The sequence below is a fragment of the Novosphingobium sp. PC22D genome (assembly GCF_002556635.1).
GTDB lineage: Bacteria > Pseudomonadota > Alphaproteobacteria > Sphingomonadales > Sphingomonadaceae > Novosphingobium.
The window spans coordinates 610,733-632,683 of sequence record NZ_MWMO01000002.1 but is presented as its reverse complement, the minus strand read 5'-3'; the positions used below and the strand labels follow the sequence as shown (position 1 = coordinate 632,683).

The window sequence follows — 21,951 nt, the reverse complement described above, 5'->3', positions numbered from 1 at the left end:
CTTACTGGCAGAGGTCGCGCGCGTAGGAAATCGCCAAGACGACGCCCCGCCGCTCGTGCCCTATCCCAGCCGCTTGAGCGCCGCGCCTAGGCGCTCGGCCTCGGCGGCGTGATGGGCATGGTCGGCGCGCGCCTTCTCGACCGCCTCGGGCTTGGCCTTCTCGACGAACTTGGGGTTCGCGAGACGCCCTTCGAGCGCCGTCGCCTCCTTGAGCGCGGCGGCCCGCGCCTTCTCGAGCCGCGCCTTCTCGGCGGCGATGTCGATCACGCCTTCGAGCGGGATGACCAGCGTCGCGTCGCCCGCGCCGATCTGCATCGCCGCGCCTGCGGGCGCGGGCTCGAAGGCGATGCCGTCGAGCCGCGCGAGCCGGTCGATCGCACCCGGATTGCGTTCGATGACGGCGCGGGTCGCGGCGGAGGGATCGGCGAGATAGGCGCTGAGCCGCGCGCCCGGCGCGATGCCGAGTTCGGCCTTGGCGCCGCGCAGGTTGCTTACGAGCGCGATCAGCCACTCGACTTCGGCCTTGGCCTCGGGATCGACCGTGGCGGCGGGGGTGGGCCATTGCGCCGTGATCAGCGGATGGTCGGGCCGGTCGCCCATCTTGCTCCACAGCTCTTCGGTGACGAAGGGCATGAAGGGGTGGAGCATGACGAGGATCTGGTCGAGCACCCAGCCGGCGACCCGCTTGGTCTCCTCGTCGAACTGGCCCTTGATAAGCTCGATGTACCAGTCGCAGAACTGGTCCCAGACGAAGTGGTAGATGGTGTTGGCGGCGGCGTCGAAGCGCAGCTCGGCCATGGCCCTGTCGAGTTCGGCGAGCGTCTCGACCACTTCGCCCACGATCCACTTGTTGACCGCCGACGTCGCCTGCGGAGCCTCGACCGAGGTGCTCGCGCCGATGCCGTTCGACTGGCAGAAGCGCGCCGCATTCCAAAGCTTGGTGGCGAAGTTGCGATAGCCCTCGACGCGCTTCTCATCCATCTTCACGTCGCGGCCCTGGCTTTCCATGGCGGCCATGAAGAAGCGCAGCGCGTCGGCGCCGTACTGGTCGATGAGGCCGAGCGGATCGACGACATTGCCCTTGGACTTCGACATCTTCTGCCCGTCCGCTGCGCGCACGAGGCCATGCAAGTAGAGCCGCTTCCACGGCACTTCGCCCATGAAGTGCATCCCCTGCATCGCCATCCGCGCATCCCAGAAGAACAGGATGTCGAAGCCGGAGACCAGCAGGTCGTTGGGATAGTGCTTCTTCAGCAGCGGCGCGTCCGCGTCCGGCCAGCCAAGCGTGGCGAAGGGCCACAGCGCTGAGGAGAACCAGGTGTCGAGGACGTCGTTGTCCCGAACGACAGGAATTTGTTTTCCCTGGCGGCCGGGATGATTTGGGTTAGCAAAAACATCGACAAACCATTGACGATAAGATTCCCAAGTATCGCAAATGCAAAAATCGATACCGGCTGGATACAGCTTCCTAAGGTCGACAAGAGCCGTATCAAGCGAGGCGGCAACAACGATATTGGGATTAGTTATCTCTGGCGGCTTCTTTCCGTCGATTGTGAATCCTGATTGGAAGGATGTGCTTTCGAATGAGGATAGAATTTTAGGAGCATACCACGCCGGAATCCGGTGCCCCCACCAGAGCTGGCGCGAAACGCACCAGGGCTGGATGTTCTCCATCCAGTTGAAGAAGGTCTTTTCCCAGCTCTTCGGCACGATCTCGATCGCGCCGGACTTCACCGCCGCGATCGGCGGCTGGGCGAGGGTCTTGGCGTCGACGTACCACTGGTCGGTCAGCCAGGGTTCGATCACCACGCCGCCGCGATCGCCGTAGGGCGTCTGGATCACGCGCTCCTCAACCTTTTCGAGCAGGTCGTCCTCTTCCATCAGCTCGACCACGCGCTTGCGCGCCTCGAAGCGGTCGAGGCCGATCAGATCGGAGGGCACGAGGCCGTCGGCGGTCTGGCACACCTTCGCCTCGGCATCGAGCATGTTGAGCATCTGCGCGGGCGCGATGCCGGCGCGCTTGCCCACCTCGAAGTCGTTGAAATCGTGGCCCGGCGTGATCTTCACCGCGCCCGAGCCGAGTTCGGGGTCGGCGTGCTCGTCGGCCACGATCGGGATCTCGCGCCCGGTGATCGGCAGCGTCACCTTGGCGCCACGCGCGAGCAGCGGCTTGTAGCGCTCATCGTCGGGATGGACCGCGACCGCCATGTCGGCCAGCATCGTCTCGGGCCGCGTGGTCGCGACCGAGATATGGCCCGAACCGTCGGAAAGCGGATATTTGAAATGCCAGAAATGGCCGTCGATCTCGCGCGTCTCGACCTCGAGGTCGGAAATCGCGGTGCCCAGCTTCGGGTCCCAGTTCACCAGCCGCTTGTCGCGGTAGATCAGGCCTTCGTTGTAGAGGTCGACGAACACCTTCACCACCGCCTCGGTGAAGTGCGGGTCCATGGTGAACTGCTCGCGGCTCCAGTCCATCGAGCAGCCGAGGCGGCGGAGCTGGCCGGTGATCGTGCCGCCGCTCTCGGCCTTCCACTGCCACACCTTATCGACGAACTGCTCGCGGGTGTAGTTGGTGCGCTTGTCCTGTTGCAGCTCCAACTGGCGCTCGACGACCATCTGCGTGGCGATGCCCGCGTGATCGGTGCCCACCACCCACAGCGCGTCCTTGCCGCGCAACCGCTCGTAGCGCACGACGATGTCCTGCAACGTGTTGTCGAGCGCGTGGCCGATGTGCAGCGATCCGGTGACGTTGGGCGGCGGATTGACGATGGTGAAGGGCGCGGCATCGGGCCGCTCGGGGCGGAACAGGCCGCCTTGCTCCCAGTGCGCGTACCACTTCGCCTCGATCGCGGCGGGATCGAAGGTCTTGTCGAGCGTCGCTGTGATGGTGTCCTCGGTCATGGCGCGGGCCTTTGCCAGCGCCCGCGCGCGCGCGCAAGATGGCCGCTGGTTTCACGCGCGCGCGCCGAGGGCAGGGCGCATCCGTCGCGGAAGGGGAACCACTTGCCGCCTCAGGGTTTTTCGCCCATGACGGGGGACCGATGCGCGAATGGGCTGACTACACGCTGTCCGAACAGGGCGAAGGCGGCGGCGCGACGCTCGCGCTGCGTGGACCCTTGCGTGTCTATTCGCTCGGCCGCCTCGACGCCGAACTCGATGCGATCGAGAGCGGCTATGACCGGGTAGACCTGTCCGAAGTCACCGATATCGACACCACCGGCGCCTGGCTGGTCGATCGCCTCGCGCGCGAGCACGAGGCCGAGATCGTCGGCGAGAGCGAGCAGGCCCGCCGCCTGCTCAAGGCGGTCGCCAGCGTCCGGGCGGACGAGCCCGAGTTCGAGCCGCCGCCGAACCTGCTCATGCGCACGCTCGGCGAGATCGGCGACCTGATCCTCAACTGGGGCCGGGGCATCGTCGATATCCTCTCGTTCCTCGGCGCGCTGATCGTCAGCTTCGGGACGCTCACGCGCCACCCCGGCCGGATGCGGTGGACGGCGATGGTCCACCACATGCAGTACATCGGCATCAACTCGCTGTGGATCATCGGGCTGATGAGCTTCCTGATCGGCATCGTCATCGCCCAGCAGGGGGCGGCGCAGCTCGCGCAGTTCGGCGCGGAGATCTACACGATCAACCTCACCGGCCGCCTGTCGATGCGCGAACTCGGCATCCTGATGACCTCGATCATGGTCGCGGGCCGTTCAGGTTCCGCCTTCGCCGCGCAGATCGGCACGATGAAGCTGACCGAGGAAGTCGACGCGATGCGCACCATCGGCGTTTCGCCGATGGAAACGCTGGTGGTGCCGCGCGTCGCCGCCTCGATGATCATGCTGCCGCTGCTCGGCTTCTATTCGGCGGTGATCGCGATCGTCGGCGGCGCCTTCATCTCGAACTTCGCGCTCGACATTCCCTTCCTCACCTTCATTCAGCGCACCCAGGAAGTGGTGCCGATCACCGACGTCTGGGTCGGGCTGATCAAGGCGCCGGTCTTCGCGCTGATCGTCGCGCTGGCGGGCTGCTATCACGGCATGCAGGTCAAGTCGAACGCCGAGGAAGTGGGCCTCAGGACCACGCAGTCGGTCGTCACCGCGATCTTCACCGTGATCGTGCTCGACGCGTTCTTCGCCATCTTCTTCACCAAGATCGGCTGGGAATGAGCATCGATCCCGATCACCAGTGCCCGATCGTCGTCAAGGGCCTGACCAACGCCTTCGGCGGCTACGTGGTGCACGAGGATCTCGATCTCGAGGTGCGCGCGGGCGAGATCATCGGCGTGGTCGGCGGCTCGGGCACCGGCAAGTCGGTGCTGATGCGCTCGATCATCGGCCTCCAGCGTCCGGTCGCGGGCGAGATCACGGTCCTGGGTCACGACATGGACCAGCAGCAGGCGGACGATGAAATCGATATCCGCTCGCGCTGGGGCGTGCTGTTCCAGGGCGGAGCGCTGTTCTCGACGCTGACCGTGGGCGAGAACGTCGAGGTTCCGCTCAAGCAGTTCTATCCGCGCATGACCGAGGAGCTGCGCCGCGAGATCGCGCAGTTCAAGGTGCGGCTCTCGGGCCTGCCCGAAGAGGCCGCGTTCAAGTATCCTTCCGAGCTTTCGGGCGGCATGAAGAAGCGCGCCGGGCTTGCCCGCGCGCTCGCGCTCGATCCCGAGCTGCTGTTCCTCGACGAGCCGACCGCCGGGCTCGATCCGATCGGTGCGGCCGCGTTCGACCAGCTTACCAAGGAACTGAAGGAAACGCTGGGCCTCACCGTGTTCCTTATCACCCACGATCTCGATACGCTCTACGAGATCTGCGACCGGGTCGCGGTGATCGCCGACAAGAAGGTCATCGCGGTGGGAACCATTCCCGAACTGCTCGCGCTGGATCATCCCTGGATCCAGGAATATTTCAACGGACCGCGCGGCCGCGCCGCGCTCGCGACGCACGAACGCGGCGAGGAGCATGCGGCAATGGACAAGTCCCTGGACGGAGGGCCATAAGGCAAGCGAATGGAAACACGGGCAAACCACGTCTGGGTCGGAGCCGTCACACTTGTCCTGCTGGCGCTGGTGGCGGCGTTCGTCATCTGGATCGCGCGGCTGAACGAGGGCGCGCAGAACCGCTACGACATCTTCTTCAAGCAATCCGTCGACGGATTGGCCAAGGGGTCGGAGGTCGCCTACGCGGGCGTGCCGGTGGGCCAGGTCAGCCAGATCGAGCTGTGGCCCAAGGACCCCAGCTTCGTGCGCGTGCGGATCGAGGTGGATGAAAAGGTGCCCATCACCATCGGCACCACCGCGACCATCCAGGGCAGCTTCACCGGCGTTTCCGACATCCAGCTCGAAGGCGCGCAGAAAGGCGCGCCGCGGATCGAGGAGCCCGGGCCCGAGGGCGTGCCGGTGATCCCGACCAAGCGCGGCGGCCTGGGCGAACTGCTCGCCAACGCACCGTTGCTGCTCGAACGGCTCGCGACGCTGACCGAGAACCTCAACCTGCTGCTCAACGAGGAGAACCGGCGCTCGCTCACGGGTATTCTCGCCAACACCAACCGGATGACCGCCGACCTCGCGCAGGCGACGCCCGAGTTCAAGAACGCGATGGTCGAACTGTCGGCCACGCTCGACCAGGCGACCAAGACGCTCGCCGCTTTCGAGGGCGTCGCCGGCAAGGCGGATGCGCTGCTCGGCGACGAGGGCTCGAGCCTCGCCATCCAGCTTCGCCGGACGCTGGCCTCCGCGCAGAAGGCGATGGACACGCTCGACAAGACGATGGACACCGCGCAGCCCGCGCTGCGGCAGGTTTCCGAATCGACGCTGCCCGCCGCCGAGGCCGCGATCCGGGACTTGCGCGCGACCAGCAAGGCGCTGCGCAACGTCACCGAGAAGATCGACGAACAGGGCGCCGGCGCGCTGCTCAAGGGGCAGAAGCTGCCGGACTACGAGCCGTGAGTCAGGGAACCGTGAGGAAGGAAGGGTTGCACACCATGCGCGCATCACGTCGCTTGCGGGGCGCCGCGTTCGCCATGGCCGCGAGCCTTGCCCTGTCGGGCTGCCTCGGGCTCGGCGGCAAGACGCCCGACCAGCTCATCTCGCTCACGCCGCGCCTGTCCGCCGATCCCGGCGCGACCTCGAGCGGTAAGATGTCCGACGCGATCGTCGTGCTCAATCCCGATACCGACCGCTCGCTCGATATGCTGCGCGTGCCGGTGCGCGTCGATGCGGCGACGATCGCCTACCTCAAGGACGTCGCCTGGGTCGAAAAGCCGGCGCGTCAGTTCCGCGCGCTGCTCGCCGAGACGCTACGCGCGAAGACCGGCCGCATCGTCGTCGAGGGCGGCGATTTCGAGGTCGCGGGTCAGACCATGGTCGGCGGACGGCTGCTGAAGATGGGCTACGACGCGCCGAGCCAGTCGGTGGTGGTCAGCTTCGAGGCGATGCGCTCCAATGCCGACGGTTCGGTCAGCACGCGGCGGTTCGAAAAGACCATTCCCGGCATCCCGCCCGAAGCCGTGGGCGTCGCCCCCGCGCTCAACCGCGCGGCGAACGACGTCGCTGAAGAGGTGGCGGAGTGGGTCAAGGGCTGACCTGATCGCACCGGCGGGCGTGGACTGAAGGATCGCGCGCGGGCGGGAGGCGGTCAGCCGCGCGCGGCGCAGGCTGCGATCACCGCGTCGATCCAGGCGCGCGCCGTAGCGTCTTCGCCGATGTCGCAGACGAATTCCTGACCGCGCCTGGCGCTGTCGAGCTCGTCCCCGGGAAGCCAGCGCGCCGGGTTCGCGTGATAGCTCAGGCCGCGCGCGCGCAGCCAGCCGGGCACCCGCCAGGTGTTGAGCGGCCCGCCGGGGCGCGTCAGGCGCAGTGCGGGCGAGGCGTTGCGCGCGGTCGCGCCGGGGCCGAAATAGAGCGCGTTGTTGCGCGGCCATTCGCCCGCAAGGTGCGGATGCGCGCGCGGCGGCTCGCGCCATGCGGGATGCGCGCGCACCGCCTCGGGCGCGCCGCAGGCGGCGATGCGCAGCCAGCCGAAGATGCGGTGATGGCGCTCGCCGGTTCCGGGCTCGGCGAAGAGTCCGAAGAACGCGAAGACGTCGCCCGGTCCGACGCCGTGCTTGCGCAAGTGGCCCTCGGCCGCGCCGCATTGCCCGAACCAGACATGCCCTTCGGCGAACATCGGATCGTCGTGGCACAGCGCCTCGCCGCCGATCCTGCCGCGCGTCGCCGCCGCGACCGTCTCGCCGAGCCCGCGATCGGCGTACGTGGTCGCCGAGCGGTCGGCCGCCGGGATCGGCAGCGAGACCGGGACGCCGCCGACGATCGGGGAGGGCGCGCGCCCGGCGGTGCTGTCGAAGCCCTTGCGGCTGAGGATGAGCTTCATTCCCCCCGCGCGAGCGCGGCGAAGCGCATCGCCTGGCGGAACGCCTCGAGCCGGGTCGCGCGCGCCGCCTCGGCCTCGGCATCGCGGCCCCACAGCTCGGCCTGCCAGTCTTCCTCGAGATTGGCGGCGGCCCACAGTGCTTCGGCGTCGGCATCGGGCTCGAGCGCGGCGAGCGCGACGACGAGCGAAGCGGACAGGCTCGCGAGCATCGTCAGCGCGGCGAGCGCGAACGGGTCGCACGCCTCGAGCACCGCGGCCATGCGCTCGCGCGTCTCGGCGCTCAGCGGCGTTGCGATCACGCCCGAGACGCGCGGGAAGCGCACGTCCCAGCGTGCTTCGGCGCGGGCGAGCAGCGGCTCCCAGACGTCGATCTGGCGCGCGTGGAGCGCATCGCCTTCATCGCCGCGATAGCACAGCGTGTCGGTCTCGGCGTAAGTGAGCAGCGCGCGCGCGGCGTTGTTGCGGTCGGGCGCGACGACGTCGAGCGCGTAGTCGGCCAGGTCGCGCAGCACGAAGGCCGTGGGATCGACCTGCTCGCCCTGCGCCGCCCATTCCCCGGCCATGGCCCGCGCCAGCGCCGCGCTCGGCACGCGCTGCGGCTGGCCGGCCTGCGTCTTCACGCCGCGCCCGTCGAGCGCGACCTGCCACTCGCCCTCGTGCTCGACCGGCCGCGCCTCGCGCCAGAACCGCTTCATCTCGGGCTCCGCCAGCGCCGCGCGAGCAGCAGGGGGATCACGAAGGTGTCAATCAGGCCATTGGCGAGCAGCACATAGCCCGCCCATGCCGGCAGCGCGATCGACTCGGCCGCGATCAGCATGCCGATCACGACCTGCACGACGCCGGCGATCCGCACCGCCTGGATCGCGAAGAACCGGTCGCGCGCGGGATCGCTCATGCCGTGAGGTACCTTGCGAGGTCCTCGGGCGTTTCGGCGACGAATTCGGCGCCCGCCTCGCGCAGTTCCTCGGGATGGTGATAGCCCCAGTCGACCCCGATCGCGCGTACCCGCGCATCGCGCGCCATGATCATGTCGTACGCGGTATCGCCGATCATCACGGCCTCGTCGGGCGCGGCGCCGGCTTCGAACAGCGCCTGTTCGAGCATCGCGGGATGCGGCTTGGAGGGATGGCGGTCGGCGGTCTGGAGCGTGACGAACAACTCCGCGATGCCGTTGCCGGCAAGACAATGCGTGAGCCCCCGGTCCGACATGCCGGTGGCGACGCCGAGCGTCCAGCCCGCCGCCTTCAGCGCGTGGAGCACCTCGGCGATGCCGGGAAACAGCGGCTGCGAGAGGCGGCCATCGGCGCGCGCGGCGCGGAAGGCGTCCTTGTAGGCGTCGACCAGCGCGCCGCGCGCGGCCTCGTCGGCCTCGGGCAGCAGCCGCGCGATCGCCTGCGGCAGCGACAGCCCGACCGCGCGGCGCACCTCCGCGCGCGAAGGTGCCGTGAGCCCGGCGCCCGCGAAGGCCGCTTCCATCGCCTCGCAGATCGAGGCCTGCCCGTCGATCAGGGTGCCGTCGCAATCGAATACCGCCAGCTTCATGCGATCACCCCGCGATCTCGCGCATCAGGCTGGCCATGCCCATCGCGCCCTGATCTTCCAGCCCCAGCGCGATCCGCTCGCGCTCGTCGGCGGAGCTGGTCTGCGACAGCTTGAAGGTCGGCCGCCACGCCGAGACCTCAAGTTCGAAGCCGACGATCCCGCCGAGCAGTTCCTGCACGCGCCGGGGCTCCATCTCGCTCATCCGCCAGGGCTCGCCGCCGACGATCCGCGCTTCCTGCCGCGCTGCGACCGCCTCGAGAAAGCCGACGAGGCCCTCGGGCGCCATCTTGCGCACCCGGCCTTCCATCTCGATCGCGACGTAGTTCCAGGTCGGCGCCTTCTCGGTATGGGCATACCATCGCGGCGAGACGTAGGCCTCCGGGCCGTTGACCACCGCGAGCGCGCTCGCGCCCGCGAGATGTTTCGTCAAGGCATTGCCGCGCGACAAGTGGAACTGGATCGCGCCGTCGCCGGTCCACAGCAGCGGCGTATGCGCCACGCGCGGGCCGTCGGGCGTCTGCGCGAAGACCATGCCGAAGCCCACTTCCTCGACCAGCGCTTCCCACAAGGCGCGCTCCTCGTGGCGGAAGGCGGCGTTGGGATGCATCAGCGCTTGCCCTTCTTCGGACCGGACGGCTTCGCGCCCGAAGCCTTGCGGCCGCTCCCGCGCGGGCCGCCGGGCTTGGAGCCTCCCGGCTTGCCGCGAGCGCCCTTCGCGGAGGCGGGACCGGGACCGCGCTTGCGCCGCTCGCCGCGCCGTTCCTTGCGCACGTCCTTGGCATGGGCCTTGGCGGCGCGCTTCCTGTCGTCGCGGGTCGGTTCGGGCGGGGCCATCTCGACCTCGATCTCGCCGTCGGCCTCGTCGAAGCCGAGCTGCGCCATGCTCGCCGCGAAGTGCTCGGGCAGGGGGGCGGTGACGTCGAGCGGGGCGCCGTCGGGATGCTCGATCACCAGCCGCCGCGCGTGAAGGTGCATCTTGCGGCTGATCGAGCCGGTGAGGAACGCGCCTTGCCCGCCGTACTTGCCGTCGCCGACGATCGGATGGCCGATCGCGGCCATGTGCACGCGAAGCTGGTGCGTGCGTCCGGTGAGCGGGTGCAGCTCGACCCAGGCGGCGCGGTTGCCGGCGCGGTCGACCACGCGATAGCGCGTGCGCGAGGGCTGGCCGCCCGCTTCGTCGACGTGCATCTTCTCGCCGCCGGTGCCCGGCTGCTTGGCGAGCGGCAGTTCGATGAGACCGTCCGAGATCTCGGGCACGCCGACCACCAGCGCCCAGTAGATCTTCCGCGCCGAGCGGCCGGAGAAGCGCTTGGAAAAGAACGCCGCGCTGCCCGGCGTGCGCGCGATCAGCAGCACGCCCGAGGTGTCCTTGTCGAGCCGGTGAACGAGCCGCGGGCGCGGCCCGTCGCGGTTGAAGGCGTCGAGCAGCCCGTCGACGTGGCGCGTCGTGCCGCTGCCGCCCTGCGTCGCGAGCCCCGGCGGCTTGTTGAGCACGATCGCGGCGCGATCCTGCGCCAGAACCATCGAATCGGCGAGTTCGAGTTCTTCCTCGGTCAGCTCGCGGCGCGGACGCGGGGCCTTGCCGCCGGGCCTCGCCTCGCCGCCCGGCGGCACCCGCAGGACCTGTCCCGCCGCGAGCCGGTCGGCGACGTCGGCGCGCTTGCCGTCGACGCGGATCTGCCCCGTGCGCGCCCAGCGCGAGACGGTGGCGAAGCCGACCTGCGGCATGTGGCGCTTGAACCAGCGGTCGAGCCGCACGCCGTCGTCGTCGGCGCCGACGGTGAACTGGCGGACCCGCTCCTCGCCCGGCGCGCTCATGCGCCGATCCGCATGACAAGAAGGCCCAGCCACAGGCCGATGAGCCCCGCCGCGACCGAGAGCACGACATAGAAGCTCGCGGTGCCGACGTCGCCGCGCTCCATCAGCGAGATCACGTCGAGGCTGAACGAGGAGAACGTGGTGAAGCCGCCCAGCACGCCCACCGCCGCGAACAGGCGGGTCAGCTCGCCGTGGCTGCCGAAGCGCGCCAGCCAGCCGACCAGCAGCCCCATCGCGAGGCTGCCGAGCACGTTGACGGTCAGCGTGTTGTAGGGAAAGGCACCCGCGCGCACGGGGCCCAGCGCCATGACCCAGAAGCGGCCGACGAGGAAGCGCAACCACGCGCCGAGGCCGCCACCGAGGGCGACGGCAAGCGATGCGGCAAGGAATGAGGGCTGATGCATTGGCCCGCGCCGTACACTGCCTCTTGCGCCAAGCCAAATCCTAACCAAATAGAAGGGCAGTACGCATCGGCCGCTCGCGGCGGCCCGCTCGCCTGCTTTCGGCTTGCAAAGCCCTGGCCCTTTTGCTAGCGGCGGCGCGTTCGTGTCGGCTCCTTTGGGGGCTGGGCACCGTTTTGCGTTCACAATTTCCCCGGTTGCCCCGCGCTCGGCGAGGCGCTTTGGTCACTAATTCAATGAGGTGGTTCGTTTATGCAGATCATGGTTCGCGATAACAATGTCGATCAGGCCCTTCGTGCGCTGAAGAAGAAGCTGCAGCGGGAAGGTGTTTATCGCGAAATGAAGCTGCGCCGCCACTACGAGAAGCCCTCCGAGAAGCGCGCCCGCGAAAAGGCCGCGGCGATCCGCCGCGCCCGCAAGCTCGAGCGCAAGCGCATGGAGCGCGATGGCTCGCGCTGATCGCGCGTTGCGGCCGCGGCGGGAATTCGCCTCGATCGCAGCGGCACGCACTTGAAGGCCGGCGACGGATCGGCCATGAGGGCGCGGATTGAGTTCCGCGCCCTTTCGCGTTTCTGACAGGACCTGCCGACGATGACCGAGATCACCCGCGTTCCCCTTCAGCCGATCGCCAAGGGTTCGCTCACCAAGCTGTGGGTCGGCATCGCCGCCATCGCGCTCGCCGCGGGCGGTATCGCCTATGCCGCGCTGCCCACCTCGGTCGACGTGGTGACGCTGCGCCCCGGCTCGGGCGAATCGCCCACCGCCGACGACGTGGCGCTGGTCAACTACAAGGGCACGCTGCCCGACGGTAAGGTGTTCGACGAGGGCGAGCAGGCGGTCTTCCCGCTTTCCGAGGTTGTTCCCGGCTTCACCAAGGCGCTCGAGCAGATGCAGCGCGGCGGCAAGTACAAGGTCGAGATTCCCTCCGAGCTTGCTTACGGCGACAAGGCGAGCGGGCCGATCCCCGCCAATTCGGACCTGACCTTCGAGATCGAGCTGCTCGACTTCAAGAGCCGCGCCGAGATCGAGCAGCAGCAGCGCATCCTCCAGCAGCTCCAGCAGATGCAGATGGGCGGCGGCATGCCCGGCGGCGCGCCGGGCGCGGCGCCGCACCCCTGACCGCGCGGCGCGCGCGCCGGTGAAGCGCTTGGGCGGACCGCGCGGGGATCTCTCCGGCGGGCCGCGCGGACGCTTTCCCGGCAAGGCGCCCAGGGCCGGTCGCGTCCCGGCCATCATTCCGCCCCGAGGATGATCCGCGCTTCGACTACGACGGCCGCCTGAGGCCCGACGCCTCCTCGCAACTTGGCGCATTCGTGATCGTGTCGCTCGCACTCGCTTTCGCGCTCGTGGTCGGCGCCGGGGTCGTCCTGCTGCTGCGCCAGGAGGCGCGCCGCGCGCCGGCCGGTGCCGCCGCCGCGCTCGTGGGCGTTCCTTCCGACGCGCGCGAGCAGGCCCGCCGGGCGCGCGAATCGTTCGAGGCGGCGAACCGCAGGTCGCAGGAGGTGTCACGCGAGGCCCGGCGCCGCTCGGAGGAGGCCATGCGCGAGGCCCGCGCCGCGCTCGCGAAGATGCGCGCCGAGGCGGAAGCCGGCGAAGGGGCGGATTGATCCGCCTTCGGGCGCTTCGCTTGCTTGAATGCGCCTTGCCCCGATGCTAGCTGCACCGCTTCCGGCGGGCCGGCGCATCGGGTCCGCGCGTAGCTGATAAAGGACTGGCATGTCGGTCGATACCGCAACCGTGGCGAAGATCGCCGCTCTCGCGCGCATCAAGCTCGGCGAGGACGAGCTGGAGGCGATGGTGCCCGAACTCAACGGCATTCTCGCCTGGGTCGAGCAATTGGGCGAAGTCGATGTCACCGGCGTCGAGCCGATGACCGCGGTGATCCCCAACACGCTGCGCCTGCGCGACGACGTGATCGACGCCGATCCGCTCACCGGCGGCAACAAGCGCGACGCGGTTCTGTCGAACGCGCCCGCCGCCGAGCACGGCTTCTTCGGCGTGCCCAAGGTGATCGAGTGACCGCCGGGGCCGGCCTTGCACTTGCGTCCTTCGACAGGCTTGGGATGAGCGGGCCCTGGGGCCTGCCCGGCTGCCTTGCGAACCACACCAGCCCCGCTCGGGCCGAGCTTGGCGGAGCCCATCGCGCGACCGCCCTTCGATCGGCTCGGGGCGTGCGGAGTACTTCTGAATGACTGACCTTACCGACCTGGGCGTCGCCGCCATCCGCGACGGTGTCGCCGCCGGAGACTTCACCGCGCTCGAAGTGGCCGAGGCGTTCAACGCCAATATCGCCGCCGCGCAGGGGGCCCTGAACGCCTTCATCGTCGCCACGCCCGAAAAGGCGATCGAGGCGGCGCGGGCGATCGACGCCAGGCGCGCGAAAGGCGAGCCGCTCGGCAAGATGGGCGGCGTGCCGATCGGCATGAAGGACCTCTTCGCCACGAAGGGCGTGCAGACCACGGCGGCGAGCCACATGCTCGAGGGCTTCGTGCCCGAGTACGAGAGCACCGTCTCGCAGAAGCTGTGGGACGCGGGCTGCGGCATGCTCGGCAAGCTCAACCTCGATCAGTTTGCGATGGGTTCGTCGAACGAGACGAGCTATTTCGGCAACGTCATCAACCCGTGGAAGCGCAACGATGGCGGCAATGCCTCGCTCGCGCCCGGCGGCTCGTCGGGCGGTTCGTCCTCGGCGGTTTCCGCGCGGCTGTGCCCGGCGGCGACCGGCACCGACACCGGCGGCTCGATCCGCCAGCCCGCCGCCTTCACCGGCATCACCGGGATCAAGCCCACCTATGGCCGCTGCTCGCGCTGGGGCATCGTCGCCTTCGCCAGCTCGCTCGACCAGGCCGGACCGATGGCGCGCGACGTCACCGACTGCGCGATCATGCTCGAGGCCATGGCGGGCTTCGATCCCAAGGATTCGACCAGCCTCGACATGCCCGTGCCCGAATGGGAAGCGAACCTCTCGGGCGACCTTGCGGGCAAGAAGGTCGGCATTCCGCGCGAATACCGCATGGACGGGATGAACCCGGACATCGCGAAATCGTGGGATCAGGGTGCCGAATGGCTGCGCGACGCGGGCGCCGAGGTAATCGACATCTCGCTGCCGCACACCAAGTACGCGCTGCCCGCCTACTACATCGTCGCGCCCGCCGAGGCTTCCAGCAACCTCGCGCGCTACGACGGCGTGCGCTACGGCCTGCGCGACCTGCCCGACGGCGCGGGGCTGCAGGACATGTACGCCGCCACCCGCGCGGCGGGCTTCGGCCCCGAGGTCAAGCGCCGCATCCTCATCGGCACCTACGTGCTCTCGGCCGGCTTCTACGACGCCTACTACACGCAGGCGCAGAAGGTGCGCACGCTGATCGCGCTGGACTTCAGGAACGCCTTTACCGAGTGCGACGTGATCCTCGCCCCCACCGCGCCGAGCGCCGCGTTCGCCTTGGGCGAGAAAACCGACGATCCGCTGAGCATGTACCTTAACGATGTGTTTGCAGTCCCCGCCTCGCTCGCCGGCCTGCCCGCGATGAGCGTGCCCGCCGGCCTCGACAGCGCCGGCCTGCCGCTGGGCCTCCAGCTCATCGGCAACATGTTCGACGAACAGGGGGTGCTGAACGCGGGGCTTGCCATCGAGCAACGCGCCGGGTTCACGGCCAAGCCGGAGAAGTGGTGGTGATATGGAGGTCAGATTCCAACGGATGTATGGGGCTGTCTTTGAGCGGCAACCTACGATCTCAGGCCCTGACCTTGCTAGGATCGTCGTACCAGTAGTTTCGCTGACCATTCTAAGTGCGGTGATTGGAGTTAATGCTGGAAAACTGCCTGACGATGGATCGACTACGCTCTCCATTGCCGGTTCCATAATCGGCATGAGTCTTTTCTATAGCCTGATGGAGCTTGTGTGGGAATCAATTACTCAGCGTCGCGCTTTGCGGACTGTTGTTATCATAATAGTCAACAGTTGTTTGGTTTGGATTTTTGCGCCGGTTTTGGCGTCGATCTCTAAGAATGTGAGCTTGATTGAGGGCGTTTTGTACGGCTGGCTAGTCGCATTCGTCATTTTGGCACTGCTTGCCAATCATAGTCACCAGCCTTCGGTTGGACCGGACGTCTCGGAGTTGGAACAGGAAAAGATATGAGCAATTATCCCATCCAGGGTGCTACGGGTGAGTGGGATGTCGAAATCGTCGACTACCATTGACGAGGGTAACGGTGCGATGGAGCGCATCACGACCTCGCCCGGCGAAATGCTGCGCGAGGAATTCATGGCGCCTCTGGGCCTCTCGGCCAACGCGCTCGCGCTGGCGCTGCGGGTGCCGTCCAATCGCATCACCGCCATATTGAAGGACAATCGCGCGGTGACGGCCGACACCGCGATGCGGCTGGGCCGCTATTTCGGAACCAGCGCCCGTTTCTGGCTTAATCTTCAGCAGGCACACGATCTGTCGCTGGCGAAGGCAAAGCTCGCCAAGCAGATCGAACGTGAGGTCCTGCCGCGTGTGGAGGCAGCATGAGCAACTATCGCATCCAGGGTGCCACGGGCGAGTGGGAGGTCGTGATCGGCCTCGAGGTCCATGCGCAGGTCACCAGCCAGTCCAAGCTCTTCTCGGGCTCGGCGACCGCGTTCGGGGCGGAGCCCAATTCGCAGGTCAGCCTCGTCGACGCGGCGATGCCGGGCATGCTCCCGGTGCCCAACCGCGAATGCATCCGTCAGGCGGTGCGTACCGGCATGGCGATCGACGCCCAGATCAACAAGTGGAGCCGGTTCGACCGCAAGAACTACTTCTACGCCGATCTGCCGCAGGGCTACCAGATCAGCCAGCTCTACCACCCGCTGGTGGGCGAGGGCCGGATCGAGATCGTGCTCGACGACAAGGACCCCGAAGGCTCGACCAAGACCATCGGCATCGAGCGCATCCACGTCGAGCAGGACGCGGGCAAGCTGATGCACGACCAGCACCCGACGATGAGCTATGTCGACCTCAATCGCTCGGGCGTGGCGCTGATGGAGATCGTCTCGCGGCCCGACATGCGTTCGCCCGCCGAGGCAGGGGCTTACGTCTCGAAGCTCAGGAGCATCCTGCGCTACGTCGGCTCGTGCGACGGCAACATGGATCAGGGCTCGATGCGCTGCGACGTCAACGTCTCGGTGCGCCGCCCGGGCGAACCGTTCGGCACGCGGACCGAGACCAAGAACGTCAACTCGGTGCGCTTCGTCATGCAGACGATCGAGCACGAGGCGAGCCGTCAGGTCGACGTCATCGAGGGCGGCGGCACGGTGGTGCAGGAAACCCGGCTGTTCGACCCCGGCACCGGCACCACGCGTTCGATGCGGTCGAAGGAAGACGCGCACGACTACCGCTACTTCCCCGATCCCGATCTGCTGCCGCTCGAACTCGACGACGCCTTCCTCGAGGATTGCCGCAACTCGCTGCCCGAGCTGCCCGACGCCAAGCGGCATCGGTACGAGAACGAGCTGGGCTTGTCGGCCTACAACGCGGGCGTGCTGACCGCAGATGTCGATACCGCGCGCTGGTTCGAACTGCTGCTCGCGCAGACCGCGAGCAAGGCGGGCAAGCAGCCCGCCGAGGTCGCCAAGCAGGCGGCGAACTGGCTCACCTCCGAACTGTTCGGCGCGCTCAACAAGCTGGGCGTCTCGCTTGAGGAATCGCCGATAACCCCCGAGAAAGGCGGCGAACTGCTTGCGCTCGTGGCCGACGGAACGATCTCCGGTTCGATCGCCAAGCAGGTGCTCGAAAAGATGCTCGAGACGGGTGATACGGCAGGCGCGATCGTCGAGCGCGAAGGGCTCAAGCAGACCTCGGACACCGGCGCGATCGAGGCGGCGGTGGACAAGGTTCTCGCCGACAACGCCGACAAGGTCGAGCAGTACAAGGGCGGCAAGCAGGCGCTGTTCGGCTTCTTCGTCGGCCAGACGATGAAGGCGATGCAGGGCAAGGCCAATCCGCAGGTGGTGAACGAACTGCTCAAGCAGAAGCTGGGCTGACGCAAGCGGGCGCGCGCTAATCGCAATTGCCCTCGGGCCGGGCGAATCCCATCTCTGGCGGCATGACGACCAAGCGCATGCCCGCCCTGTTCATCGGCCACGGTTCGCCGATGACCGTGATTTCAGATGTGCCCGAGCGGCGCGCGATGATCGGGCTCGGCCGCGCGCTGCCGCGCCCCAGAGCGATCCTCGCGGTGAGCGCGCACTGGGAGACGCGCGGGCGCACGCACGTGACCACCGGCGCCGCGCCGCGCACGATCCACGATTTCCGGGGTTTTCCCGAGGAGCTTTACGCGATGCGGTACCGCGCGCCGGGCTCGGCCTGGCTCGAGGGGCGCGTCGCCGACCTGCTCGGTGCCGGGCACGTCGCGGCGGACGCGGACTGGGGCTTCGATCACGGCGCCTGGGGCGTGGTCCAGCCGATGTTCCCCGAGGCCGACGTCCCGCTCGTGGCGATGAGCCTCGACCGCGCGCTCGATCCCGCCGGGCACCTCGCGCTCGGCCGCAAGCTCGCGCCGCTGCGTGACGAGGGCGTGCTGATCGTCGGCAGCGGCAACGTGGTCCACAACCTCGCGCTGTGGCGCGCGAGTGCGGGGACGCGGCCCGAGTGGGCGGTGGACTTCCAGCAGCGGATCAACGCCGCGCTCGTCGCGGGTGACGAGGCGGCGCTGACCGAGTTCGCCGCCGACGATCGCGCTGCCGCCGCCGCGATCAACTCGGGCGAGCACTACCTGCCGCTGCTTTATGCCGCCGGCGCCCGGCTGCCCGGCGATGGCGTGACCGTGTTCAGCGACACGATCGACGGCGCGTTGTCGATGACCTCGGTGCTCTACGGCGACCCGGCGCTGGTGCCGGCGGAGGCCCTGCCGGCTGCCGCTGCCTGAAAAACCGCGCCTCGCCTCCCGTTCCGTGCCCCGCAATCGCCTGAAATTGCAGGGATAAGCAGGGCAAACACGGTTTTTGCACTGCCGCATGAGTTCTTCGCACTTGCGGAATCGGGCAGGGCCTGAGACAAAGACCCTGCCTTTCAGGCATCCTCTCCCAAACTTCCAAGGCCCGGGCGCTCGCGTCCGGGCCTTTTTTCGCGCCGGGGCATGGCCGAGACAGGACCGTTGCCCGCGAATCGGCGAGGTTCGCTGCACTGCGGCGGATTCGCACGATCGCCGGGCACGAAATATCCATGCCGCTTGTCGCGCCCGGATGCGCTCCGGGTTTGCGCCGGCCGCGGAAAAATCGCTTGAGACGCGCGGCCTGGCGGAGAGATCGGGTCGGCGAAGCGCCGATCGGCTTCTCCAGTTGTTCTGTGGGTTGTTCCATTGCAAAAGGCTGGGCTCATCGCGAGGGCGGCGACGCCGGACAGGAGACCCGAGTTGACGATGGAACCGCACCGACCGGCCGCCCGTCCGATGACGGCGGCGGCATGAGCGCGAAAGGTGCCGGCGTGCCGACGGACGAGGCGCCATTTGCAAGCGGGGCGGCGGACCTGCCGGCCTATCTCGAGATCGCGCGTGCGCTCAAGGATGCGATCTTCGCCGGCCGCTATCCGGTGGGTTCCTATCTTCCCGCCGAAGCGCAGCTCGCGCGGACCTTCGGCGTCAGCCGCAACACCGTGCGCGAGGCGCTGCGCAAGCTGCGCGAGGAAAAGCTGATTCTCTCGCGGCGGGGTTCGGGAACGCGCGTGCTGCCGCCGCAATCGTCCAACTCGAACTTCATGCACGCCATGTCGCTCAACGATTTCCGGGCCTACGCGCTGAACTGGGACTTCGCGATCGAAGCGGTGGAGCTGCGCAAGATGCACAAGGACCTCGCATCCTGGATCGGCACCGCGCCCGACGAGGACTGGCTGGCGATTCGCGGGCTTTCGCGCACGCACGGCGCGCGGCATCCCGAATGCCGGGTCGAGCTCTACGTGCACCGGGACTATGCCGCGATCAGCCGCCTGGTCCCCTCGCATCCGGGGCCGGTGTTCAAGCTGATCGAGGACATGTTCGGGTCGATGATCGTCGAACTGACACAGGATATCTCGGCCGAACTGGTGACGGGCAAGCTGGCGAAGATGCTTGAGGTCGAGCCCGGCTCGCCGGCCGTGGTCGTGCGCCGCGCGTTCAAGACGGCAAGCGGCAAGGTCGTCGAAGCCGCGCACGAGACCTACCCGGCCTCGCGCTTCCGCTACGAGGTCAACCTCCACCGCGCCGAAGCCAAGCACCCCGGCTGAGGCGCGCGGCCCGGCGCGGTTACGCCAGCACGCCGGCGATCGCGTCGGGTTCGAACAGGAAGGGGCGCAGTTCCACGACCTTGCCGTCGCGGATGCGCCACAGCTCCATCACCGGCACGGTGAAGGGCTTGCGGCTTTCGCGCCCGACGCCGGAAAGCAGCAGGTGGCACACCACTTCGTCGCCGCCCGCCAGATAGTTGCGGATTTCGCATGTGAACTCGTCGAATCCCGCCATCACGCCTTGAAGCACCGCCTTCATGCGCTCGCGGCCCTTGTAGACGCCGCCGTAGGGCAGGGCGGCGCATTCGTGCAACTCGCAGTCCGGGTCGATCACGTTGGCATAGGCGCCGTCGCGGTCTCCGTCCTCGAGGTACTGGTAGAACCGTTTTACGAGCGCGATATTGGCTTGTTCCTGACTGGTCATTCGCTTCCCCGGAAGAAGAGGATCACCGCGCGCGCGGCACGGCAGGCGTGATCGCCACCGGCAGCGCGCCCATGCGCGGCATGCCGGTGTGCGGTTCGAAGTCGTCGTCCCACGCGGTGAGGTGGTTGACGTTGGTGCCGTGGCGGCGCGGGTCGTCGTCGGGTGCGCGGCCGAACCCGTGCATCATCGCCACGACCTTGCGGCGCAGCCCCGCGTCCTCCTCGACGATCGCGCGGACCTGCCCGTGGCGCGAGCGGATGCGCACTTCGTCGCCGCTCGACAGGCCGAGATCGGCCATGTCCGCGCCGTTCATGAACGCGGGATTGTAGCTGCGCCTCAGCGCGCCGCGCGCCTTGACGAAGGTGTTGGTCGCGTTCTGCAGGCGGCTGGGGATGAGCTGGAAGGCGAACCGAGCATCGGTGCCGCGACGCCCGGCCGGGTTCTCGGCGGCGACCTTCGCCAGTTCGGCGAGCATGTCGGCATCGGCGAGTTCGAGCCGGTCGGCGCAATCGGGATCGCGCGGGCCCACGAAGCGGCGCAGGTGCTCGTAGACATGGCCGTCACGATGGCTGCGAACCGCGTCGATCGGCGCGGCCGAGCCCGCGCACATCATCGCGTAGATGTCCATGGTCGTCGGCTCGCGGGTCATGTCGAGTTCGGGGCGGCTGTCCGAGGCCGCGCGCCAGTTGGTGAGCCTGAGCGGCAGGCCGAGCCGCTGCGCCACACGGTAATAGGTCTGCCACGATTCGACCAGATCGGCGCCCTCGGGCGGCGCGACAACCGCCGGGCCGCAGAAGGCGAAGGGATCGGCGGTGCCGTAGCCGGCATGGCCCGAATTGGCGATGATCTCGTTGAGCACGGTGATCGCCGGGAGTTCGAGCTGCATCTTCGTCGCGATCACGTAGTCGGCCAGCCGCGCGGTCGGCGAAAGCACCACGTCGTGGATCACGAGCAGGTCGAGCGCGGCGAGCGCCTCGCGCGTGCGGCCCGACTGCGGCCAGCTCTGCACCGCGCCGCCGTGGAGGAACAGCGCGCGGACCTGGCCATCGCCGGGAGTCAGGATCTCGCCGGGCAGCGCGGCGAGCGGCATGCCGGCGGGAGTCGGCTCGAAGCCCCTGATCCGCGTCTTCTCACCGAAGCCCCAGGCGGGATAGGGCGCGACCGGCTGGGCGCGGAATTCGCGCGGCGGAAGCAGCACGCTGGGGTGCATCGCCTCCTCGCCTTCGGCCGCCCAGAACCCGCGCAAGGTGTTGAGGCACAAGGCGAGATAGCTGGACAGGATGCCGCGCGTCGCCATGCTCGGCCCGGTGCCCAGAGCGACGTCGCCGGTGCGCGCCTCGCCCAGCACGCGGGCCACGGACCGCAAGTCGCCCTCCTCGATGCCCGCGCGCGCGGCGACGTAGGCGGGCGTGAACGGGGCCACGGCCTGCGCCAGCGCCTCGAAGCCGGCGGCGTTGGCCGCGATGAAGGCGCTGTTCGCATGACCCTCGCGAATCATGAGGTGGGCAAGGCCGGCGAGGATCGTCGGGTCCTCGCCGGGGATCGGCTGGAGGTGGATGTCGGCCAGCCGCGCGGTCTCGGTGCGGCGCGGGTCGATCACGACCAGTTTGCCGCCCGCGCGGCGCATGCGCTTGATCTGCATGCCGGGATTCTGCGGCAGGTACTGCTTCGAATTGATCGGATTGCCGCCGACGATCACGCTGACGTCGCGCGCCTCGGGCCGGGTGCGGCCGCCGCTCCAGCGTCCGTGCAGCGCATAGCCGATGGTCATGCCGGGCTGGTCGATGGTCGAGGCCGAGAACAGCATCGGCGAGCCGATCGCCTCGAGGAACGAGATCATCAGCGCCGACGCCGCCGGCTGCTCGATCACCCCGCCCGAAAGATAGGCGGCGACCGCGCGCGGGCCGTGGCGGTCGATGATCGTGCCGAGCCGGTCGGCCAGCTCGCCGATGAGATCCTCGCTGGAAATCTCGACGAACGCACCGTCGGGCTGCTTTTTCAGCGAGCGCGAGAGCCGCTCGGGATGGCGATGCAGCTCAGGCAGCGCGCGGCCTTTCGGACAGGTGTAGCCGTGATAGATCGGCGCGCGGCGATTGCCCTCGACCTTGACCGCGCGTCCACCCTCGACCGTCACGTCGATCGGACAGAAAGCGTTGCACGACCGGCAGATTGTCGTCGCCATGCGC

24 protein-coding genes are annotated in these 21,951 nt (G+C 68.3%); 14 read left to right on the top strand and 10 right to left on the bottom strand.

The genetic code is table 11. The features are described 5' to 3' along the window. Positions 1–60: 60 nt before the first annotated feature. Positions 61–2,901 (bottom strand): valine--tRNA ligase, encoded by a 2,841-nt coding sequence (locus B2G71_RS06455; RefSeq protein WP_098104888.1) that lies wholly within the window; start codon positions 2,899–2,901, stop codon positions 61–63. Between the two features lie 140 nt (positions 2,902–3,041). On the opposite strand from B2G71_RS06455, the gene B2G71_RS06450 reads away from it, so the two are divergent. Genes B2G71_RS06450 through B2G71_RS06435 form a run of 4 tightly spaced genes read left to right on the top strand, consistent with a single transcriptional unit; the run spans position 3,042 to position 6,570 of the window. After that, positions 3,042–4,157: an MlaE family lipid ABC transporter permease subunit gene (locus B2G71_RS06450; protein WP_098104887.1), complete on the top strand. Its 1,116-nt coding sequence runs from the start codon at positions 3,042–3,044 to the stop codon at positions 4,155–4,157. Continuing rightward, positions 4,154–4,987, top strand: a complete 834-nt coding sequence (locus tag B2G71_RS06445; RefSeq protein WP_098104886.1) for an ABC transporter ATP-binding protein — start codon at positions 4,154–4,156, stop codon at positions 4,985–4,987. Before B2G71_RS06450 ends, B2G71_RS06445 begins: the two co-directional genes overlap by 4 nt. Positions 4,988–4,996: 9 nt before the next feature. Then, a complete protein-coding gene (locus tag B2G71_RS06440) occupies positions 4,997–5,935 on the top strand; it encodes an MlaD family protein (RefSeq protein ID WP_098104885.1) in 939 nt (312 codons plus the stop codon). 35 nt (positions 5,936–5,970) lie between these two features. After that, a complete protein-coding gene (locus B2G71_RS06435; RefSeq protein ID WP_098104884.1) occupies positions 5,971–6,570 on the top strand; it encodes an ABC-type transport auxiliary lipoprotein family protein in 600 nt (199 codons plus the stop codon). Between the two features lie 53 nt (positions 6,571–6,623). On the opposite strand, the gene B2G71_RS06430 is transcribed toward B2G71_RS06435, so the two are convergent. Genes B2G71_RS06430 through crcB form a run of 7 tightly spaced genes read right to left on the bottom strand, consistent with a single transcriptional unit; the run spans position 6,624 to position 11,122 of the window. Then, positions 6,624–7,358 (bottom strand): hypothetical protein, encoded by a 735-nt coding sequence (locus B2G71_RS06430; protein ID WP_098104883.1) that lies wholly within the window; start codon positions 7,356–7,358, stop codon positions 6,624–6,626. Next, positions 7,355–8,053: an ATP12 family protein gene (locus tag B2G71_RS06425; protein ID WP_098104882.1), complete on the bottom strand. Its 699-nt coding sequence runs from the start codon at positions 8,051–8,053 to the stop codon at positions 7,355–7,357. The genes B2G71_RS06430 and B2G71_RS06425 overlap by 4 nt, the downstream gene beginning before the upstream one ends. Next, positions 8,050–8,253, bottom strand: coding sequence for a hypothetical protein (locus B2G71_RS06420; protein ID WP_098104881.1), 204 nt, complete (start codon positions 8,251–8,253; stop codon positions 8,050–8,052). Before B2G71_RS06420 ends, B2G71_RS06425 begins: the two co-directional genes overlap by 4 nt. After that, positions 8,250–8,900: an HAD-IA family hydrolase gene (locus tag B2G71_RS06415; protein WP_098104880.1), complete on the bottom strand. Its 651-nt coding sequence runs from the start codon at positions 8,898–8,900 to the stop codon at positions 8,250–8,252. The genes B2G71_RS06420 and B2G71_RS06415 overlap by 4 nt, the downstream gene beginning before the upstream one ends. Positions 8,901–8,904: 4 nt before the next feature. Then, positions 8,905–9,507, bottom strand: a complete 603-nt coding sequence (locus tag B2G71_RS06410; protein ID WP_098104879.1) for an FMN-binding negative transcriptional regulator — start codon at positions 9,505–9,507, stop codon at positions 8,905–8,907. Next, positions 9,507–10,718: an RluA family pseudouridine synthase gene (locus B2G71_RS06405; RefSeq protein WP_098104878.1), complete on the bottom strand. Its 1,212-nt coding sequence runs from the start codon at positions 10,716–10,718 to the stop codon at positions 9,507–9,509. The genes B2G71_RS06410 and B2G71_RS06405 overlap by 1 nt, the downstream gene beginning before the upstream one ends. After that, complete coding sequence (crcB, locus tag B2G71_RS06400) at positions 10,715–11,122, bottom strand: fluoride efflux transporter CrcB (protein WP_098104877.1); 408 nt, start codon at positions 11,120–11,122, stop codon at positions 10,715–10,717. The genes B2G71_RS06405 and crcB overlap by 4 nt, the downstream gene beginning before the upstream one ends. A 249-nt stretch (positions 11,123–11,371) precedes the next feature. On the opposite strand from crcB, the gene rpsU reads away from it, so the two are divergent. The 10 genes from rpsU (at position 11,372) to B2G71_RS06350 (ending at position 19,341) form a co-directional block, all read left to right on the top strand. Next, the gene (gene rpsU / locus B2G71_RS06395; RefSeq protein WP_098104876.1) at positions 11,372–11,578 is read left to right on the top strand and encodes a 30S ribosomal protein S21; all 207 of its coding nucleotides are present in this window, start codon (positions 11,372–11,374) and stop codon (positions 11,576–11,578) included. A 132-nt stretch (positions 11,579–11,710) separates the two neighbouring features. Beyond that, positions 11,711–12,238 (top strand): FKBP-type peptidyl-prolyl cis-trans isomerase, encoded by a 528-nt coding sequence (locus B2G71_RS06390; protein ID WP_098104875.1) that lies wholly within the window; start codon positions 11,711–11,713, stop codon positions 12,236–12,238. A gap of 194 nt (positions 12,239–12,432) precedes the next feature. Then, positions 12,433–12,726, top strand: coding sequence for a hypothetical protein (locus tag B2G71_RS06385; RefSeq protein ID WP_098104874.1), 294 nt, complete (start codon positions 12,433–12,435; stop codon positions 12,724–12,726). A 109-nt stretch (positions 12,727–12,835) separates the two neighbouring features. Continuing rightward, the gene (gatC, locus tag B2G71_RS06380) at positions 12,836–13,138 is read left to right on the top strand and encodes an Asp-tRNA(Asn)/Glu-tRNA(Gln) amidotransferase subunit GatC (RefSeq protein WP_098104873.1); all 303 of its coding nucleotides are present in this window, start codon (positions 12,836–12,838) and stop codon (positions 13,136–13,138) included. A 169-nt stretch (positions 13,139–13,307) separates the two neighbouring features. After that, positions 13,308–14,795 carry an Asp-tRNA(Asn)/Glu-tRNA(Gln) amidotransferase subunit GatA gene (gene gatA / locus B2G71_RS06375; protein ID WP_098104872.1) on the top strand — a complete coding sequence of 496 codons (1,488 nt, stop codon included), beginning with the start codon at positions 13,308–13,310 and terminating at the stop codon, positions 14,793–14,795. A gap of 1 nt (position 14,796) precedes the next feature. Further along, positions 14,797–15,258, top strand: coding sequence for a purine permease (locus B2G71_RS23705; RefSeq protein ID WP_141521513.1), 462 nt, complete (start codon positions 14,797–14,799; stop codon positions 15,256–15,258). Between the two features lie 36 nt (positions 15,259–15,294). After that, a complete protein-coding gene (locus B2G71_RS06365; RefSeq protein WP_206049320.1) occupies positions 15,295–15,633 on the top strand; it encodes a HigA family addiction module antitoxin in 339 nt (112 codons plus the stop codon). Continuing rightward, on the top strand, positions 15,630–17,126 hold the full coding sequence (gene gatB, locus B2G71_RS06360) for an Asp-tRNA(Asn)/Glu-tRNA(Gln) amidotransferase subunit GatB (RefSeq protein WP_098104869.1): 1,497 nt from the start codon (positions 15,630–15,632) through the stop codon (positions 17,124–17,126). Before B2G71_RS06365 ends, gatB begins: the two co-directional genes overlap by 4 nt. A gap of 62 nt (positions 17,127–17,188) precedes the next feature. Beyond that, entirely contained in the window at positions 17,189–18,010 is an 822-nt protein-coding gene (ygiD, locus tag B2G71_RS06355) for a 4,5-DOPA dioxygenase extradiol (protein ID WP_098104868.1), read from the top strand. 536 nt (positions 18,011–18,546) lie between these two features. After that, positions 18,547–19,341: a GntR family transcriptional regulator gene (locus B2G71_RS06350; RefSeq protein WP_168176285.1), complete on the top strand. Its 795-nt coding sequence runs from the start codon at positions 18,547–18,549 to the stop codon at positions 19,339–19,341. Between the two features lie 19 nt (positions 19,342–19,360). On the opposite strand, the gene B2G71_RS06345 is transcribed toward B2G71_RS06350, so the two are convergent. Together B2G71_RS06345 and B2G71_RS06340 are read right to left on the bottom strand one after the other, a co-directional pair. Next, the gene (locus B2G71_RS06345; RefSeq protein ID WP_098104866.1) at positions 19,361–19,765 is read right to left on the bottom strand and encodes a nuclear transport factor 2 family protein; all 405 of its coding nucleotides are present in this window, start codon (positions 19,763–19,765) and stop codon (positions 19,361–19,363) included. Between the two features lie 22 nt (positions 19,766–19,787). Next, positions 19,788–21,947 (bottom strand): molybdopterin dinucleotide binding domain-containing protein, encoded by a 2,160-nt coding sequence (locus B2G71_RS06340; RefSeq protein WP_098104865.1) that lies wholly within the window; start codon positions 21,945–21,947, stop codon positions 19,788–19,790. Positions 21,948–21,951: the final 4 nt, after the last annotated feature.